At 64.0% G+C, this 16,266-nt stretch carries 15 protein-coding genes; 7 read left to right on the top strand and 8 right to left on the bottom strand.

Annotated elements, in window-relative coordinates:
• Positions 1 to 24: 24 nt before the first annotated feature.
• From qhpR to peaA, 7 genes are all read right to left on the bottom strand, one after another.
• Positions 25 to 963, bottom strand: a complete 939-nt coding sequence (qhpR, locus tag ACTXGA_RS15575) for an AraC-like transcriptional regulator QhpR (RefSeq protein ID WP_443395202.1) — start codon at positions 961 to 963, stop codon at positions 25 to 27.
• A gap of 156 nt (positions 964 to 1,119) precedes the next feature.
• Complete coding sequence (locus tag ACTXGA_RS15570; RefSeq protein ID WP_443395200.1) at positions 1,120 to 2,829, bottom strand: ABC transporter transmembrane domain-containing protein; 1,710 nt, start codon at positions 2,827 to 2,829, stop codon at positions 1,120 to 1,122.
• Complete coding sequence (gene qhpE / locus ACTXGA_RS15565) at positions 2,826 to 3,479, bottom strand: subtilisin-like serine protease QhpE (RefSeq protein WP_443395198.1); 654 nt, start codon at positions 3,477 to 3,479, stop codon at positions 2,826 to 2,828. Before qhpE ends, ACTXGA_RS15570 begins: the two co-directional genes overlap by 4 nt.
• The gene (peaD, locus tag ACTXGA_RS15560; RefSeq protein ID WP_443395196.1) at positions 3,479 to 4,561 is read right to left on the bottom strand and encodes a quinohemoprotein amine dehydrogenase subunit beta; all 1,083 of its coding nucleotides are present in this window, start codon (positions 4,559 to 4,561) and stop codon (positions 3,479 to 3,481) included. The genes qhpE and peaD overlap by 1 nt, the downstream gene beginning before the upstream one ends.
• 5 nt (positions 4,562 to 4,566) lie before the next feature.
• Positions 4,567 to 4,893 carry a quinohemoprotein amine dehydrogenase subunit gamma gene (gene qhpC, locus ACTXGA_RS15555; protein ID WP_420325341.1) on the bottom strand — a complete coding sequence of 109 codons (327 nt, stop codon included), beginning with the start codon at positions 4,891 to 4,893 and terminating at the stop codon, positions 4,567 to 4,569.
• On the bottom strand, positions 4,890 to 6,371 hold the full coding sequence (gene peaB / locus ACTXGA_RS15550; protein ID WP_443395194.1) for a quinohemoprotein amine dehydrogenase maturation protein: 1,482 nt from the start codon (positions 6,369 to 6,371) through the stop codon (positions 4,890 to 4,892). The genes qhpC and peaB overlap by 4 nt, the downstream gene beginning before the upstream one ends.
• Before the next feature lie 9 nt (positions 6,372 to 6,380).
• On the bottom strand, positions 6,381 to 7,937 hold the full coding sequence (peaA, locus tag ACTXGA_RS15545; RefSeq protein ID WP_443395192.1) for a quinohemoprotein amine dehydrogenase subunit alpha: 1,557 nt from the start codon (positions 7,935 to 7,937) through the stop codon (positions 6,381 to 6,383).
• Between the two features lie 165 nt (positions 7,938 to 8,102).
• Here peaA and qhpG point away from each other — a divergent pair, with 165 nt between their 5' ends.
• On the top strand, positions 8,103 to 9,395 hold the full coding sequence (qhpG, locus tag ACTXGA_RS15540) for a flavin-dependent monooxygenase QhpG (protein WP_443395190.1): 1,293 nt from the start codon (positions 8,103 to 8,105) through the stop codon (positions 9,393 to 9,395).
• Between the two features lie 21 nt (positions 9,396 to 9,416).
• On the opposite strand, the gene ACTXGA_RS15535 is transcribed toward qhpG, so the two are convergent.
• Positions 9,417 to 10,184 (bottom strand): DeoR/GlpR family DNA-binding transcription regulator, encoded by a 768-nt coding sequence (locus ACTXGA_RS15535; RefSeq protein WP_443395188.1) that lies wholly within the window; start codon positions 10,182 to 10,184, stop codon positions 9,417 to 9,419.
• 258 nt (positions 10,185 to 10,442) lie between these two features.
• On the opposite strand from ACTXGA_RS15535, the gene glpD reads away from it, so the two are divergent.
• From glpD to ACTXGA_RS15505, 6 genes are read left to right on the top strand one after another with little or no spacing between them, the layout of a single operon-like run.
• Positions 10,443 to 12,017, top strand: a complete 1,575-nt coding sequence (gene glpD, locus ACTXGA_RS15530) for a glycerol-3-phosphate dehydrogenase (protein WP_443395186.1) — start codon at positions 10,443 to 10,445, stop codon at positions 12,015 to 12,017.
• 36 nt (positions 12,018 to 12,053) lie between these two features.
• Positions 12,054 to 13,142, top strand: a complete 1,089-nt coding sequence (locus ACTXGA_RS15525) for an ABC transporter ATP-binding protein (protein ID WP_443395184.1) — start codon at positions 12,054 to 12,056, stop codon at positions 13,140 to 13,142.
• A gap of 11 nt (positions 13,143 to 13,153) precedes the next feature.
• A complete protein-coding gene (locus tag ACTXGA_RS15520) occupies positions 13,154 to 14,230 on the top strand; it encodes an ABC transporter ATP-binding protein (RefSeq protein WP_443395182.1) in 1,077 nt (358 codons plus the stop codon).
• Entirely contained in the window at positions 14,230 to 15,099 is an 870-nt protein-coding gene (locus tag ACTXGA_RS15515) for a carbohydrate ABC transporter permease (protein WP_443395180.1), read from the top strand. Before ACTXGA_RS15520 ends, ACTXGA_RS15515 begins: the two co-directional genes overlap by 1 nt.
• A gap of 3 nt (positions 15,100 to 15,102) precedes the next feature.
• Positions 15,103 to 15,954, top strand: a complete 852-nt coding sequence (locus tag ACTXGA_RS15510; RefSeq protein WP_443395179.1) for a carbohydrate ABC transporter permease — start codon at positions 15,103 to 15,105, stop codon at positions 15,952 to 15,954.
• Between the two features lie 23 nt (positions 15,955 to 15,977).
• Positions 15,978 to 16,250, top strand: coding sequence for a DUF2160 domain-containing protein (locus ACTXGA_RS15505; protein WP_443395177.1), 273 nt, complete (start codon positions 15,978 to 15,980; stop codon positions 16,248 to 16,250).
• Positions 16,251 to 16,266: the final 16 nt, after the last annotated feature.

Here is a 16,266-nt window from a genome sequence, read left to right as displayed (position 1 = left end):
GGAACCCACAGCGCCGCAGACGCGTCACAAGGCCGGGCAGTGACGGCTGGGAGGCTCCCCGTACCAACGGGAAAACGCCCGGGAAAACGCCGTCTGGTCGGAATAGCCCAGCGAAAAGGCCACATCGCTCAGCGACAAACCCGATCGCTTCAGCAGGGCCAGCGCCATCGACCGGCGACACTCATCGCGAATATCGTGGAAAGAGGTCTCTTCCGCCGCAAGCGTCCGGCGTAGCGTCCGCTCCGACATCCCCAACTCGCTGGCGATCTCCATCTGCCCGATGGAGCCCAGACCGATGCGCTGCAATATCTTCTGACGCACCCGACGCGAAACCGGCAAATGCCGCAAGTGGCTGGTCAGCTGCTGGTCCGGGGCGCGCAGATCGCCCGTCCCTCCGGCATCGGGTCGCGTCAACGACAGGCATCGCACCGGAAAGACAAGGTAATTCTCGCTCTCGTCACAGAGCGTATCGGCGCGATTGTAACGCGAGATCGACTGCGTGCCGTCATCCGCCCCATGTTCGAACCCCACGTCCAGCAGCGCATGCCGATCCATGCCGTAGCGCATGCAGACCGCGTGGATAATCGCCAGCGTCAGTTCCGCATCCGCCCGCCGGGGCCAGATATCGGGATCCAGAATGCGGTATCCCACCCGCACCCGGTCCTCGGCGATCTCCATCGACAGGGCCGTATTGCTCTGCACCAGGGGGATGCCATGCACGAAACACCGCAGCGCAGAGCCCAGCGTCGGCGCCCGCAGGATCGCGTCGCCCAACACGCCAAGGCTCTCCAGCGGCAGTTGTTCCCCGATGCACCAGGCCGATTGCGCCTCTCCCGGCTTTGCGCGCTGGCGTTCCAGCCCGGCTACGAAAAAGGATAGCGGCACATCCGCAACCTCCGCAGCCGGGGACAGCCCATCAAAGACGGACCGGGCTATGGACGAGGATATGACAGACGTCTCCATGACGTGGCTCCAAATCTTGCTGCGCCGTTCATAGAACTTTCACACTATCACATTTTCCGAAGGGGCGAGGAAAATGCACCGTCGCCAACCCTGCCCAAAAAAACGCTGAAAGTTCAGCGCACGGCAGTCTTGCCCATTATTCCGGCGCACCGTGGATCACCCTGTCCGGATCAGCCGCGCCGGTGGTTCGGGGCTCATCTGGCCGGGTGAGTCGCCCGCCAGATCGACGATCCGGTCAAAGGTCAGTGCCCGTACCGGCCCCGCATGGGCAGTGAAGATGCACAAGGCTTCGGGCAGATGCGCCTTTAGGCCCGACAGGATGCGGGTGCAGGTCGCCGCGTCGATCTCGGAAAAGCTTTCGTCGAAGACGTAGACCTGCGCGGACCGCAGCAGCGCCCGCGCCAGCGTGATCCGCTGTTGCATCCCGCCAGACAGGTTGGCCCCGGTCTCTTGCAGGTTGGTGTCCAGCCGCTGCAACCCGCGCGCCCAGTCGCAAAGATCCACGAGATCCAGCACCCGCCACAGCGCCTCCTCCTCCGGGTTGCCGTTGCCCAGCCGCAGGTTGTCGCGCAGCGTGCCGCGGATCAGGCATGGCCGCTGCGGCACGAATGTCACCGCCCGGCGACGGCTGGACAGGCTGAACCCGGCGGCATCCGTGCTGTCGATCTCGATCCGCCCCTCGGCCAGCGGCGTTTCCCCGATCAGGGCGGACAACAGGCGGGATTTCCCGATGCCGGACCGCCCGTCCACCAGCACCCATTGACCTGCCTCCAGATCAGCGCTCAGCGGCGCATGTGTGCCGCCCTGCCCCCGCGCGTCCACAAAGGCAATCCGACCAACGTGCGCCGGGCAGACCGCACCCGCCTCCGGGTCGGCGCTGTCGCCCACCACCTGATCCAACCGTTTCAGCGCCACCTCGGCCCGCGCCTGCGCATGGTACAGCCCCAACAGGTTGCGCAGCGGCCCGGACATCATCGTCGCATAGGCAAGGAAGGCCACCAGAGACCCGATCTGCCAGTCGCCGCGAATGACCAGCCAGCCTCCCACCAGCAGGACCGCCGACCGCATCACAGCCGTCAAGAGTTGGCTGACCGCGCCCACGCCTTCGCTCCACAGCCGCTGCCGCGCCTGCGCATCGAACAGCGCGCCCTGTTGGCGGCCAAAGCCCTCGGCCCGCGTGGTCAGCGCCCCTAGCGCGCGTAGCCCGCTCATCTGCATGAAGGTTTCGGCCAGTTGCCCGTTCAGCCCGCCACGTTCGGCGCGCACCTCCTCGGCCCGCGCCTGCGTGCCGGGGCGCGCCCATTTCAGGAACCTCAGCTCGAACGGCGCCGCCAGCAGAGGCAATAGCGCCAGCCGCCAGTCCAGCAGCAGCATCAGCACTGTCCCGCCCGCCAGCCGGAACAAAGCCGTCACCGCGACCAGCACGGAATCGAACAGGAATTTTTGAATCTCGGCGGTGTCGCCGTCGATGCGGGTCTGGATCTCTCCCACGGTCATCGGCTGCATCGCCGGGTTGCGGTTCAGCGCAGCACCCAGCACCGTCATCCGCAGATCGCCCAGCATCCGCATCGAGGCGCGCAGGTGCTGCATCCCGTTAAAGATCCCCAGCGCGACCACCGCCAGCCCCATGGCAAAACTGACCGCCGCCCAGAACAGCAGCGCGTTCATGTCACCGCCCATGATGCCCTGATCGATCACCGCCTTGGTGATCATCGGCGCGGCCAGCCCCGCCGCCGCTGCCACCAAAGACAGCATCAGCACCATCGCGGCACCGGGCAACGCACGGGCCATGACCGGCACCAGCCAGTCCGCACCGTGAAAGACGCGGGCGATCATTGCCTTGGCCGTGCGGGTGCGAAAGGTCATGCGCAGCGCCTTTCGCGGCCTTTATAGGCGGCCCGGTCCGACAATGTCGCCATGATCGCCTGCGGATCCCGCGCATGGCCCTGCGCCATCAGCGCCGCCAAGTGACCGGTCAGCCGCGCGGCGCCAAGGCTGGCCCCCGCCATCCCCTGCCCGCCGCGTTCCGGCGAATTGCACCAAGCGCCGAACAGCCTGCCGCGCAGGTGCGATACCTGATCCCAGGTACAGCGCGCATCGCCCGTGGCGGCGATGACACCGGGATAACCGGCGGGAAAGGGCGATGGCCCCTGCGCCGGATGCGCGGCGACCAGTACCACGCCCGCCGCAACGGCGCGCGCCACCGCCTCGGCCAGAACAGCCCGATCGGCGGCAAGCCCAAGGCTGAGGCCGACGACATCCACATCCCCTGCCCCAACAAGCCACTCCAAAGCCGCGGCCACCCGAAGCGCGGAGGTCACGGCGCGATCATCAAAGACCTGCGCATGGCGCAGCGCGGCCTCCGGGCAGGCCCGCGCGATCATGCATTCCACCGCCGTGCCGTGGCCCAACCGGTCAGGCCGGGCGGCAACCGCCCGGCCATCGGCGTCAAACGCCATCGCGTCGGCCCCGCGCAGATCTGCGGGGCCACTGTCGATGATGCCAACCCGCACCATCACTCGTGGCGCTGAAAGATCCGGATGCTGGCCAGCGACATGGCGGCACCGCCAGGCATGTCCACCTGTCCCTTCTTCTCCAGCGTCTCGGCGTCATAGGCCGCAAGGTCCGACAGCGCCCCGCCCAGCCAGACAATCTGCCCGTCGGAGCTGACGTTGACCGAGTAATAGCTGTGCGGCAGAGGCACCCGCTTCAGCGGCTCGCCGGTTTCAAGGTCAAAGCTTTCCAGCACGTTATAGGCCCCGTATGCGCGGGTCCGGTCCGGGTTCGCGGCGGTCGAGAAATAGAAAACGTCCAGCGTACGCACGTCCCGCATTTCCATCTCGCCGCTGCGCAGATCCATGGTCAGCAACCCGGTGCGATAGGCCTCGGGATCGTCAAGGCTCATGTCGCTGCGCGCGGTGTAGAACGGCGTCACCAGCATGTCCGAGGTTTCGAACTGGCTCCACGCGTCCAGCACATCCGAGGGGTAATAGCCCGCATCGGTCTTCCAGTCCTGGATGGGGTAGTCGTCCACATGTTCGCCCGTGGCCACGTCAAAGACATGCATCTGACGGCCCAGTCCGTAGACCTTGCTGCCATCGGTCGAGAACATGACAACCGTGATCTGGCGCGGCACCTCGAAACTCTTGATCGTCTCCAGCGTGCCGGTGTCGATCAGCGACATGCGCGTTGGCAGCACCTCGAAATGCGACAGGTGCTTTTTCATCGGCGTCTCGAACACCGCCAGCATCGACCCATCGGGGGAGAGGTCCATGCCAAACATGGTCTTGACCTGTTCGGTCGGCGTGCTCAGGTCGCGCCGCGCCACGGTCTCACCCGTTTGCAGGTTCACCTTCACGATGCTTTCGGACTTGTTCACCGTGACATAGGCAAATTCGCCCGCCGCATCGATGACCGGGATCATCGGCGTCGGCCCGGCGTTTTCCAGCGTGATGACCTTGTCGACGGCCATCGCCTCGGCATCCACGATCACCAGCTTGTCGGGACGCGCGGGCGCAAGGATGTAGTCCTTGGCGGCGACCGGCGCCGACATCAGCAGGCTGGCCGCAACACACAACAGGGGGAGTTTCGTCAGCATCGGGCTCATCCTTTCGGCTCGGGGAAGACGGATTGCAGGTTCCGCCAGTCCTCGCCGACATTGTCGGCGCCCGCGCTCCAGTCCGGGTAGGTGTTCAGCGTGTCGGCCACCTGCGCGGGCCACCAGCAGGGATCGGCGCAGCCGTAGAGGTCCGCCTCCATCGGCTGGCACAGGTTGGACACCGCACCAAAGGCGTCGACTTCCCAACCGGGGTCAAAGGAAGTGGTACAGCCCACGAGGCTGTTCATCGCCACAACCTCTTCTTCGCGGCCCTCGGCTTGCGCCTCGACAAAGGCCTTGGCCTTGGAATTTGCGGGGGTGAGATGTTTCATTGGGCAATCTCCTGAACGGTATCAGTGGCTTGGGCACGCGCTGGCCCCGGTTTCGAAAGGCGCGGCTCCAGTTGCGTGCGGAAGAAATCCGGATTGGCCTGCATGATGCGCACGTAGGATTCGATGCCGAAATCCACCCAGTCGCGCATCAGGTCGCAGTAGTGATAGACCGGCGCAAAGGCATCGCCCTGCCGGGCATAGCTTTCGTGGTAACAGCCGCCCGCACAGATCGACCGGATGCGACAGGTCTTGCAGCCAAAGGCCGACCGGTCCTGCGCCTTTTCGATGAACCCGGCCAGCTTTGGCACGTCGATGCCGGTGTCCACATTGCCATAGGTCGGCTCATCCGAGCCCACGAACCGGTGACACAGGTGCAGGTCGCCCTCCTTGTCCACGGCTAGCATCCCCAGACCCGCGCCGCAGGGGACCGCCTTTTTCGTGCCTTGGGCAATGTCTGTCAGCAGCTGGTGCATGTTGGAAAAGCCGATATTTTCGCCCCGGCAGGCGGCCTCGGTATAGCGGCGGCCAAGTGCCTTCATGTCGTCGAAGACCCGCTTCAGCGCGCCGTCATCCAGGTTGAACACCGCAATCGGGCCGGATGTGGCGGGGCCAAAACCGACCTCGGCAAAGCCTAGGTCGTTCTTAAGGTGGTCATGGATGCCGATCACGTCTGTTACGCCCCGCGTCAGCGTCACGCGCACGCCCACGGGCCGCGCGGTATAACGTTCCAACAGCATCCGCACCTTGCGCTGCACCACGTCATAGGTGCCCTTGCCGCCCACGGTCTTGCGATTCTTGTCGTGCAGCGCCTTTGGCCCGTCCATCGACACCGTCAGGGCAAAGCGATGCGCGTTGAACCAGTCGACCATTTCCTCTGTCAGCAGGGTGGCGTTGGTGGTCAGGCTGAAATCCACCACCTTGCCCTCTTGGGCGGCGCGCGGCACGGCATAGTCCACCACGGCGCGGATCAGTGGCATGTTGGACAGCGGCTCGCCGCCAAAGAACACCACGTTCACCCGGTCCCGGTCATGCGCCTGCCGCAGCAGCATCTCGAAGCTCTGCCGCGCGGTCTCGAACCCCATCTTTTCGCCCTTGGACGGGACGGCGAGATCTTCCTTGTAGCAGTAGGTGCAGGCCAGGTTGCAGCCGGTGTTAACGTTCAGGATGATCGTGGACAGGGGGATTTCCTCGACCTTGACGATCTTGCGCGGCACTTCGGGGTCTGCCGCGTCGCGCAGGATGTCGAGATCCAGAAAGCTTTGGACGCAGTCCGACAGATCGGACGGGGTATGCAGCGTGCCCAGCGACGTGCGCATCGCCTCGGCATCCACCGCCGCGCTGCGCTGAAACAGGTCATAGACGTCTTGCGACACCCGGTCGAGTTCGAACAGCGACGAGCTGGGCACATGCATCAGCATCGCGTGGCCATCCACGTCGACCCGGTGCGCGTTGTGCTTGATAAGGGTCAGTTCTCCCATGATGCCTCCTCAGCGGATCGGTGTGTCGACAAAGCGCTGCACGGTTGCGTACAGATGCGCCTCGGCGGTCAGGGGGGTGGCACCACCGTCATAGGTGGCGATGACCTTCAGGTTGCCGGTGTTGTTGGTGCCCATGAAGCGTTCGGGATTCGGCCCCGCGCCCGCCGGGGTGAACAGCCCGGTCGGGTCGATGGAGCCTGCGTATTTCGCATCCTCGATGGCGGCGGCGGCCTCGTCCCAGTTGTCCACGGCCCAATTGACCTTGACCACGCCAAGCGGCAGGTCATCATCGGTTCCGGCCTCGCCGTCCGGGCCATCGGCCCAGCCCATCGCCTCGAATTGCGCCGGGACCTTGGGGATGGGGCCGCCATTGCCGCCGACCCGCGCGATGGACACGTCAGGCACGATGGTGATGCGGTCAACGCCGTCATGAGCGACCAATTCGGCGGGGGCGGAAAGATCGCCCAGCCCGATGGTCAGCGGGCCCTCGGCCTGCGCGGTGATGGACAGCACCATCTTGTTCGGCCCACTTTCGACCACCTCTGCCGTCACGCCGTCGGGCAGGACGGGATCGCCGCTCAGCCCGCTACCGATCAGCGTCACCTCGGTGGCCTCCCCCACGGGGACGGAGGCCGGGCTCATGGCAAGGATCTGCGGCGCGGCCCCTGCGGGCAACGCGGTCAGACGCCCGCCCACCGGGTCCTGATCGGCCACGAACCAGCGGCCCGACAGCGCGCCGTCCTTCAGCGCCATCACCTGCCGGATCATCACGTCCCCGGATGTCAGCGTCGCGCGCCATTCGCCCGCGCCGTAGAGGATACCGCTACCGGTATAGGTTTCGGATCCATCGGCGAAATCCAGCACCATGCTGACATCATAGCCGCCCTCAGCCGCCGTCAGATCCAGCGTCCCGGAATAATCGCCGCGCCCCGGTTCATGCCCTGCGACCACATAACTGCCCGACAGATCACCGGCAAAGACCTCTGGCGCGTCGCTCATCGGGTAGGTTTCGGCGAGGTAAGGAATGATCTGCTCATTGGCGATGCCCCACCAATCGCGGTCCCGCGCCAGCGCCTGGTATTCAAGCGAGGGAAACTGGCCGAGGTGGAAGTTGATCAGGTGGTCCCAATCCTCTGCCGTGCGCCGCTGCAGCGCGACCCGCGCGTAGGAATGGCAGCGCCCGCAGGTTTCGGTCATCAGCTGATCCGGCCCCGCATCGCTGGCCACCGGCTCTTTCTCAAGGATATAGCGCCACCCTTCGGTCTCAGCGATGGACAGGCCGCGCGTATTGGCCAGATAGGTGACGATGCTGCGCCGCTCATCCGCCGTCAGCGACACACCGTGGTTGCGCATCATCCGCACCACCGTCATGTCCCAGGCCTCCGGCGTCTTGCGCACCGCGTCGATCCGCACGATGGACCCGTCCTCTGCCTTTGCGTGGCAGGCGGAACATACGTTGGATAGGATCTCCTCGCCGGACTGGGCAAAGGCGGGCATGGCCGCACCTGTCCCCAGCACGACGCAGGCGGTCGAGACTGACAGGGCAAAACGCGTTCTGGATGTCATACTTGGGGTCCTCCGGCGGATCGACAGGCCGTGTGCCTTCGATGTGGCTGTGATCTGAACAGGCTGACGAAAAGACCGGCAGCGCGTCCTGACATTTCCGGCCACGGCGCGATTTTGGCCGGAAATGTCAGGACGGGTGCCCGGGTGCGCCGGTTGAGTGATCATATGGCAGGCAATCCCGACATGGCCGCGCAGACGCGGCCCGACATGATCGTGCTTGGCGGTGGTCCGGCGGGCGCGGTGTCCGCATGGCTGGCCGCCCGTGACGGACTGCGCGTTCTGCTGATCGACCCGGCAAAACCGTCGGGCCGGATCGAGGGGCTCAGCCCGCGTCTCCACCGCTGGCTGCAGGCCACCGGGATCGGCGATGGCGGCACCACCATCGGGCCGTTTCCGCGCCGCGTGCACTGGGCCAATCAACCGCAATCCGTGAATGCCGAACACGCAGTGGACCGGGACCGGTTCGACGCCCACCTGCGCCGCGCGGCAGAGACCGCAGGCGCGCATTTGCTGACAGGAACGGCGCGCTTGTCGGACCGGAATGTGACGCTGCAGGACGGAAGCCGCCTGACCGCGCGCTGGATCATCGACGCACGCGGACGGCAGGCGCGCCATGGCGAGCGCGGCGCCCTGCCCTTTTCAACGCTGTCGATCTGCGGCTGGTATCGGCAGGACCACCCCGGCCCGCCCGGGTTCGACATCACCGCCCTGCCCGAAGGCTGGCTCTGGCGCACCGCCCTGCCCGATGGATGGACATGGGCGCAGCTGACCACCGACGCCCGCAGCCCCGCAACGATGGAGGCGCGACTGACGCAGGCGCTGACCCGCGCGGGGACAACGGGGTTCACCCTGCAAATGCCGCTATTGGCCCGCGCCTCGGCCCCGCTGCTGCCAGCGCCGATTGATGATCTCAGCTGCCTGCCCGTGGGCGATGCGCTGGCCGCGATGGACCCACTGTCCGGGCATGGCCTGTTCTGGGCGGTGTCCAGCGCGCTGTCTGCCGCCGCCGCGCGCCGCACCCTGACCGCCCGACCGGGCGCAGAGACAGAGGCCCTGTGCCGCCGCTACCTGCAGGACCGAGCGCGAGAGACCTATCTGCGAAACGCCCGGATCGGGCGCGATTTCCTACGGCTGGAAACCCGCTTCGCGGATCAGCCCTTCTGGACCGCGCGCGCAGGCTTTCCCGATGACCTGCCGGCTCATCAACCGGTTACCCGGCCAGAAATCCGACCCGGCATGGTGCTCCGCAACGGGTTGATCGAGGAAATGGACCTTCTTTTCACGCCACAGGAAACCGAAGGCGTCGGCTGGTTCGGAACCATCCCCGCCGCGCCGCTCTGGCGGGCGATTTGCGCCGGGCAACCGCGCGAGCAACTGGTGGCGGACTGGGGACCGTTGGCCTCGGGCCTGTACGACCGGTTGTCCAATCTCTGCACCACGCCCGAAACCGCGGGCTGAAGGACGACGGAATATGCCCGCTCAGTTCTCGCCCACAATCCGCACGTTCACACCCCAATCGGCGCAGCGTGCGGACAGATCGCCGGGCAGGGCCTGATCCGTAAAGAAGGTATCGATCCGCGCAAGCGAGCCGATCCGTGCGGGCGCGTTGCGGCTGAACTTGGAATGATCCGCCGCGAGAAAAACCTTGCGCGATTGCGCCATGATCGTCTGGCTGACGGCCACTTCCTGAATGTCGTAGTCCAAGAGATCGCCATCCGCATCCAGCGCCGAACAGCCGATCACCGCCAGATCGAACTTGAACTGGCTTATGGTGTCCGCCGCCAGATTGCCAATCAACCCACCATCGGACCGGCGCAGATGCCCGCCAGTCACGATGATCTCGCATTCGGAATTGGCCACAAGGATATTGGCCACGTTCATGTTGTTCGTCACCACCATCAGCTTGCGATGGTGCAATAGCTCCCGCGCCACCGCCTCTGTCGAGGTTCCGATGTTCAGGAACAGGGAAATGTCGTTCGGGATGCTGGCGGCACAGGCACGGGCAATGGCCGTCTTGGCGTCGGGGTTCAGGGTACGGCGTTCTTCGTAACCGATGTTGGTGATGTTCGACGGCAGCACCGCCCCGCCGTGCACCCGTTCCAGACGTCCGGCCTGCGCCAGATCGCTCAGGTCCCGCCGGATGGTCTGCAGGGTGACACCAAAGTGTTCCGCAAGACCTTCGACCGTCACCTTCCCCTCGCGCCGAGCGATATCGAGGATTTCCGGATGGCGGAAGGTTTGCGACATGTTCGTTTCCTTTCGGATCTCTCCGAAACCGGCTCCGGACCGAAGAATTAGGCAAAACTAGCCTTTCGCGGGCGCAGCAAGCAAGAGCGTTTCGCCGCGACACTCTGGTTCGAAAGATGTGAAAAGCCTGTGGAAAAGAAATCTGGAAGGCAGATCAGCGATTTGCGCGAAAACGAACAAAACCGAAAACAAACCTGTTGAATCCGCCGCGCGCTTTTGAGAGAGTTCGGCAAGTTTCGCGAGCAGGGGGAGAATCGCGTGGCGCGTTCTGACGATACCACCACAACCGATCTGTTCATTATCGGTGGCGGCATCAACGGCTGCGGGATCGCGCGTGATGCGGCGGGGCGCGGGCTGTCGGTCGCCCTGGCCGAGATGAACGACCTTGCATGGGCCACATCCTCCTCTTCGACCAAGCTGTTCCACGGCGGGCTGCGCTACCTCGAATATTTCGAATTCCGCCTTGTGCGTGAGGCGCTGATCGAGCGGGAAACCCTGCTGCGCGCCATGCCGCACATCAGTTGGCCGATGCGCTTTGTCCTGCCCTACCACAAGGATATGCGGTTCGAGTCCGAGACGCCCACCTCCAAGCTGCTCAGCTTTGTCATGCCCTGGATGAAAGGCCGCCGCCCGGCCTGGCTGATCCGTCTGGGCCTGTTCATGTATGACCACCTGGGTGGCCGCAAGATCCTGCCCGGCACAAAAACCCTGTCGCTGAAGGGCACGCCCGAAGGCGGGCCGCTGCAGGACCGCTTTGAAAAGGCGTATGAATATTCGGATTGCTGGATCGAGGATTCGCGCCTTGTGGTGCTGAACGCCCGCGATGCAGAGGCGCGCGGCGCCAAGATCATGACCCGCACCAAGGTCCTGTCGGCCAGCCGTGAGGGCGATCTCTGGCGCATCGAAACACAGGCCGAGGGCAGCGACCAGGTGCGGGTTCATCACGCCCGGATGCTGGTCAACGCGGGTGGACCATGGGTCGGCGACATCATCCAGAAAAAGGTGCGCATCAACTCTCAGGAAGGCGTGCGGCTGGTGCGCGGCTCGCACATCGTCACGCGCAAGCTGTATGACCACGACAAGTGCTACTTCTTTCAGGGCACCGACGGGCGCATCATCTTCTCCATTCCCTATGAGACCGATTTCACCCTGATCGGCACCACCGACGCCGAACACGACGACCCCTCGCACCTGCCCGTCTGCACGCCCGAGGAACAGAGCTATCTGATCAGTTTCGCGAACCAGTATTTCGCGCAGGACCTGTCGGACGAGGATGTGGTCTGGACCTATTCCGGGGTGCGCCCGCTGTATGACGATGGCGCCTCCAGCGCGACGGCGGCGACGCGGGATTACACGTTGAAGGTCGACACGCAGGGCGGCGCGCCGCTCTTGAACATCTTTGGCGGCAAGATCACCACCTACCGCCGTCTGGCCGAAAGCGCGCTGGAAAAAATCGCCGATCATTTGCCGATTAAAAAGGGGCCGTGGACCGCAGGCGTCCCCCTGCCCGGCGGCGATTTCCCGGTGGACGGGGTTCCGGCGCTGATCTCGGACCTGCGGGCGCACTATGCCTTTCTGAGTGACACTTGGGCGCGCCGTCTGATCCGCGCCTATGGCACAGAGGCCGCCGCGATCCTGGGCAAGGCCAAGAGCGCCGCCGATCTGGGTCACGACTTTGGCGCCACGCTGACAGAGGCCGAAATCATCTGGCTGATGACCCACGAATACGCCCGGACCGCCGAAGACGTGGTCTGGCGCCGCAACAAACTCGGTCTCCGCATGACCGAGCAACAAATACAAGAATTGAACGCATGGATGGCGCAACGCCGCTGATCCATCACCGCTTCGGCGGAAAAAGGAGGAAACCCGATGACGCTTGAACTCAAAGGCGTGTCGAAATCTGTGGATGGACAGGTTCACATCCACCCCACCGACCTGACCCTGCAGAACGGCACGATGAACGTACTGCTGGGGCCGACCCTGTCCGGAAAGACCTCTCTGATGCGGCTGATGGCGGGGCTGGACGTGCCCAACACCGGCCAGATCTTTTGGGAAGGTCAGGACGTGACCGGCGTCCGCGTGCAGGACCGCAAGGTGGCGATGGTCTACCAGCAGTTCATCAACTATCCGTCGATGAGCGTTTACGACAACATCGCCTCTCCGATGAAGCTGATGGGCGTGAACGCCAAGGAAGTTGACCGCCGCGTGCGCGAAAGCGCCGAGCTGATGAAGCTGACCCCGATGCTGGACCGCAAGCCGTTGGAACTGTCCGGCGGGCAGCAGCAGCGCTGCGCGCTGGCCCGTGCGCTGGTCAAGAACGCCGGGCTGGTGCTGCTGGACGAACCGCTGGCCAACCTTGATTACAAGCTGCGCGAGGAACTGCGCGTCGAGATCCCCAAGATCTTCGAGGCCTCGGGCAGCATCTTTGTCTATGCCACCACCGAACCCGAAGAGGCGCTGCTGCTGGGCGGCCACACCGCCGCCCTTTGGCAAGGCCGCGTCACCCAGTTCGACGAGACCCCCAAGGTCTACCGCCAGCCGGTGAACGCCACGACGGCGCGGGTGTTCAGCGATCCGCCGATGAACTTTCTGCAGATATCCAAGACCGGCAACCTGATCATGTTCGGCGACGGGCAAAAGGCCGAGGCGACCGGCAAACTGGCCGAGCTGGCCGATGGCCGCTACACCGCAGGCTTCCGTCCGAACCACCTGGAGATCGGCAAGCACACCGCCGACGCGATGGAATTCAGGACCACGCTGAATGTCACCGAACTGACCGGCTCGGAAACCTTCGTGCACCTCGATCACCACGGCGAACGCTGGGTCGGGCTGATCCACGGGGTGCATGACCTGACGCTGGATGCGGCGCTGTCGGTCTGGCTGGACCCGCGCCATGTCTACATTTTCGGCGAAGACGGCAGTCTGGTTGCACCGGCTGCCTACGCGCTGGCCGCCTGAGGGAGATACCGATGGCCAAGATCACACTCGACAACCTTGCGCATTCCTACCTGCCCAACCCGAAATCCGAAGACGATTTCGCGCTGAAGGAGCTGAACCACGATTGGGACGATGGCGCCGCCTATGCGCTGCTGGGCTCCTCCGGTTGCGGCAAGTCCACGCTCTTGAACATCATCTCCGGACTGTTGCAGCCCAGCCAGGGCCGCATCCTGTTCGATGGCAAGGACGTGACCCACGCGCCCACGGCGGAACGCAACATCGCGCAGGTGTTCCAGTTCCCGGTGGTCTACGACACGATGACCGTGCGCGACAACCTTGCCTTCCCGCTGCGCAACCGTGGCCGGGATGAACAATACGTGGCCGAACGCGTGCAGGAAATCGCCCGCATGATCGGCATGGAGGACATGCTGAGCAAGAAGGCGCGTGGCCTGACGGCGGATGCCAAGCAGAAAATCAGCCTTGGCCGCGGCATGGTCCGCAAGGACGTGAACGCGCTGCTGTTTGATGAGCCGCTGACCGTGATCGACCCCCACATGAAATGGGAGTTGCGCACGCAGTTGAAAAAGCTGCACCATGATTTCGGCCACACCATGATCTACGTGACCCACGACCAGACAGAGGCGCTGACCTTCGCGGACAAGGTTGTGGTGATGTACGATGGTCGCGTCGTGCAGATCGGTACGCCGGAGGAACTGTTCGAACGCCCCGAACACACCTTTGTCGGCTATTTCATCGGCTCTCCCGGCATGAACGTCATCCCGGCGCGCATCGACGGCAACAAGGCCTATATCAACGGCTCTCACGTCGATCTGGCCAACGGCTATGCCCCGCTGGAGGGCAAGGTGGAAATCGGAGTGCGGCCCGAGTTCGCCCGCCTTAGTCAGTCCGAGGGCCTGCCGGTCAAGGTGCGCCGGGTCGAGGACGTGGGCCGGCACAAGATCATCCGCGCCGAATTCTTTGGCCATGACATCAACATCATCGCCGGTGAAGACGAACACGTGAGCGCGGACATGAACCGCGTCACCTTCGACACCGCGCATGTGAACGTCTACGCCAACGACTGGCGTGTGCAGGGGAGCGCCGCCTGATGGAAAAGACAGTCAACCAAAAGGCATGGTTCCTTGTCCTGCCGGTCCTTCTGCTGGTGGCCTTCTCTGCGGTGATCCCGCTGATGACCGTGGTCAACTATTCGGTTCAGGACACTTTCGGGAACAACCAGTTCTTCTGGGCCGGGCTCGAATGGTTCAAGGAAATGCTTGAATCCGAACGGATGTGGGATGCGCTGGGACGGCAGTTGATGTTCTCGCTCATCATTCTGGCGATCGAGGTGCCGCTGGGCATCTTCGTTGCGCTGAACATGCCCAAGTCGGGCTTCTGGTCGTCGGTCTGCCTTGTGCTGATGTCGTTGCCGCTGCTGATCCCCTGGAACGTGGTCGGCACCATCTGGCAGATCTTTGGCCGGGTCGATATCGGCCTCTTGGGCTACACGCTGGACGCGCTGGGCATCAACTACAACTATACGCAGGACACCCTGGCCGCGTGGATCACCATTGTTGTCATGGACGTCTGGCACTGGACCTCGCTGGTGGCGCTTCTGGCCTTTGCCGGGCTGAAATCCATCCCCGAGGCCTATTACCAGGCGGCCAAGATCGATCAGGCCAGCCGCTGGAAAGTGTTCCGCTACATCGAACTGCCCAAGATGGCGGGCGTGTTGATGATCGCCGTGCTGCTGCGCTTCATGGACAGCTTCATGATCTATACCGAACCCTTCGTCGTCACCGGCGGTGGCCCCGGCAACGCCACCACCCTGCTGTCCATCGACCTTGTGAAGATGGCGCTGGGACAGTTCGACCTTGGACCGGCGGCAGCCTTTTCGCTGATGTACTTCCTGGTGATCCTGCTGGTGAGCTGGGTGTTCTACACCGTGATGACCAACCTTGAAAAGCGGGAGTCCTGAGCCATGGCGGACACCACCCTCAACCAACCAAACACGCGCCGGATGAGCCTGCCCAAGGTCAACGGCCGCGCCGTGGTGATGACGTTGTACCTGTTGTTCCTGCTGCTGCCGATCTACTGGCTCTTGAACATGAGCCTGAAGACCAACACGGAGATCCTGAATTCCTTCACGCTCTGGCCGCGCGATCTGACCTTTGCGAACTACGCCACCATCCTCACCGATCCGGCGTGGTACATGGGCTATGTGAACTCGCTGATCTATGTGGTGATGAACACGGTGATTTCGCTGGCTGTGGCCCTGCCGGCAGCCTATGCCTTCTCGCGCTATCACTTCATGGGCGACAAGCACCTGTTCTTCTGGCTGCTGACCAACCGCATGGCGCCGCCTGCCGTCTTTGCCCTGCCCTTCTTTCAGCTCTATTCGTCGGTCGGCCTCTTCGACACGCATATCGCCGTGGCGCTGGCACACTGCCTGTTCAACGTGCCGCTGGCGGTCTGGATCCTCGAAGGCTTCATGCGCGGCGTGCCCAAGGAAATCGACGAGACGGCCTATATCGACGGCTACTCGTTCGGGCGCTTCTTCGTAAAGATCTTCATGCCGCTGATCGCCAGCGGCATCGGGGTCGCGGCCTTCTTCTGCTTCATGTTCTCATGGGTGGAACTGTTGCTGAGCCGCACGCTGACCACGGTTGACGCAAAGCCCATCGCCGCGATCATGACCCGCACCCAAGGTGCCAGCGGCATCGACTGGGGCGTGCTGGCCGCCGCCGGGGTGCTGACCATCGTTCCGGGGGCGCTCGTGATCTACTTCGTCCGCAACTACATCGCCAAGGGCTTTGCCCTGGGCCGCGTCTGAACCGGGAAAAGGGAGGACCTCCAATGGACTGGATGGCATGGACATGGCCGACCGCGATCTTCTTCGCCGTCATCGCCACGCTGCTGATCACCTTCACCTTTCTGGCGATCAAATTCCCGGAAACGCCCCGCATGGGCATCCTGCGGATCGAAACCACGCGCGGTGATCGCTTGTTCATCACGCTTCTGGGCTCGGCCTTCATCAACCTGGCCTGGCTTGGCCTTGTGGGTGTGCAACAGCCGCTGGCCCTTGTTGTTTGCCTGATCTACGCCGCTGCGGTGTTCCGCTGGGTGTAGATCGGGCCGCCTGCCC

Source organism: Antarctobacter jejuensis (assembly GCF_052266595.1).
Classification (GTDB): domain Bacteria; phylum Pseudomonadota; class Alphaproteobacteria; order Rhodobacterales; family Rhodobacteraceae; genus Antarctobacter; species Antarctobacter jejuensis.
This window is presented reverse-complemented; position numbering and strand designations above follow the sequence as displayed.

Coding starts and splice junctions, on each gene's coding strand:
- qhpR (WP_443395202.1), bottom strand. CDS start 963: ATGGAGACGTCTGTCATATCCTCGTCCATAGCCCGGTCCGTCTTTGAT.
- ACTXGA_RS15570 (WP_443395200.1), bottom strand. CDS start 2,829: ATGACCTTTCGCACCCGCACGGCCAAGGCAATGATCGCCCGCGTCTTT.
- qhpE (WP_443395198.1), bottom strand. CDS start 3,479: ATGGTGCGGGTTGGCATCATCGACAGTGGCCCCGCAGATCTGCGCGGG.
- peaD (WP_443395196.1), bottom strand. CDS start 4,561: ATGCTGACGAAACTCCCCCTGTTGTGTGTTGCGGCCAGCCTGCTGATG.
- qhpC (WP_420325341.1), bottom strand. CDS start 4,893: ATGAAACATCTCACCCCCGCAAATTCCAAGGCCAAGGCCTTTGTCGAG.
- peaB (WP_443395194.1), bottom strand. CDS start 6,371: ATGGGAGAACTGACCCTTATCAAGCACAACGCGCACCGGGTCGACGTG.
- peaA (WP_443395192.1), bottom strand. CDS start 7,937: ATGACATCCAGAACGCGTTTTGCCCTGTCAGTCTCGACCGCCTGCGTC.
- qhpG (WP_443395190.1), top strand. CDS start 8,103: ATGGCAGGCAATCCCGACATGGCCGCGCAGACGCGGCCCGACATGATC.
- ACTXGA_RS15535 (WP_443395188.1), bottom strand. CDS start 10,184: ATGTCGCAAACCTTCCGCCATCCGGAAATCCTCGATATCGCTCGGCGC.
- ACTXGA_RS15525 (WP_443395184.1), top strand. CDS start 12,054: ATGACGCTTGAACTCAAAGGCGTGTCGAAATCTGTGGATGGACAGGTT.
- ACTXGA_RS15520 (WP_443395182.1), top strand. CDS start 13,154: ATGGCCAAGATCACACTCGACAACCTTGCGCATTCCTACCTGCCCAAC.
- ACTXGA_RS15515 (WP_443395180.1), top strand. CDS start 14,230: ATGGAAAAGACAGTCAACCAAAAGGCATGGTTCCTTGTCCTGCCGGTC.
- ACTXGA_RS15510 (WP_443395179.1), top strand. CDS start 15,103: ATGGCGGACACCACCCTCAACCAACCAAACACGCGCCGGATGAGCCTG.
- ACTXGA_RS15505 (WP_443395177.1), top strand. CDS start 15,978: ATGGACTGGATGGCATGGACATGGCCGACCGCGATCTTCTTCGCCGTC.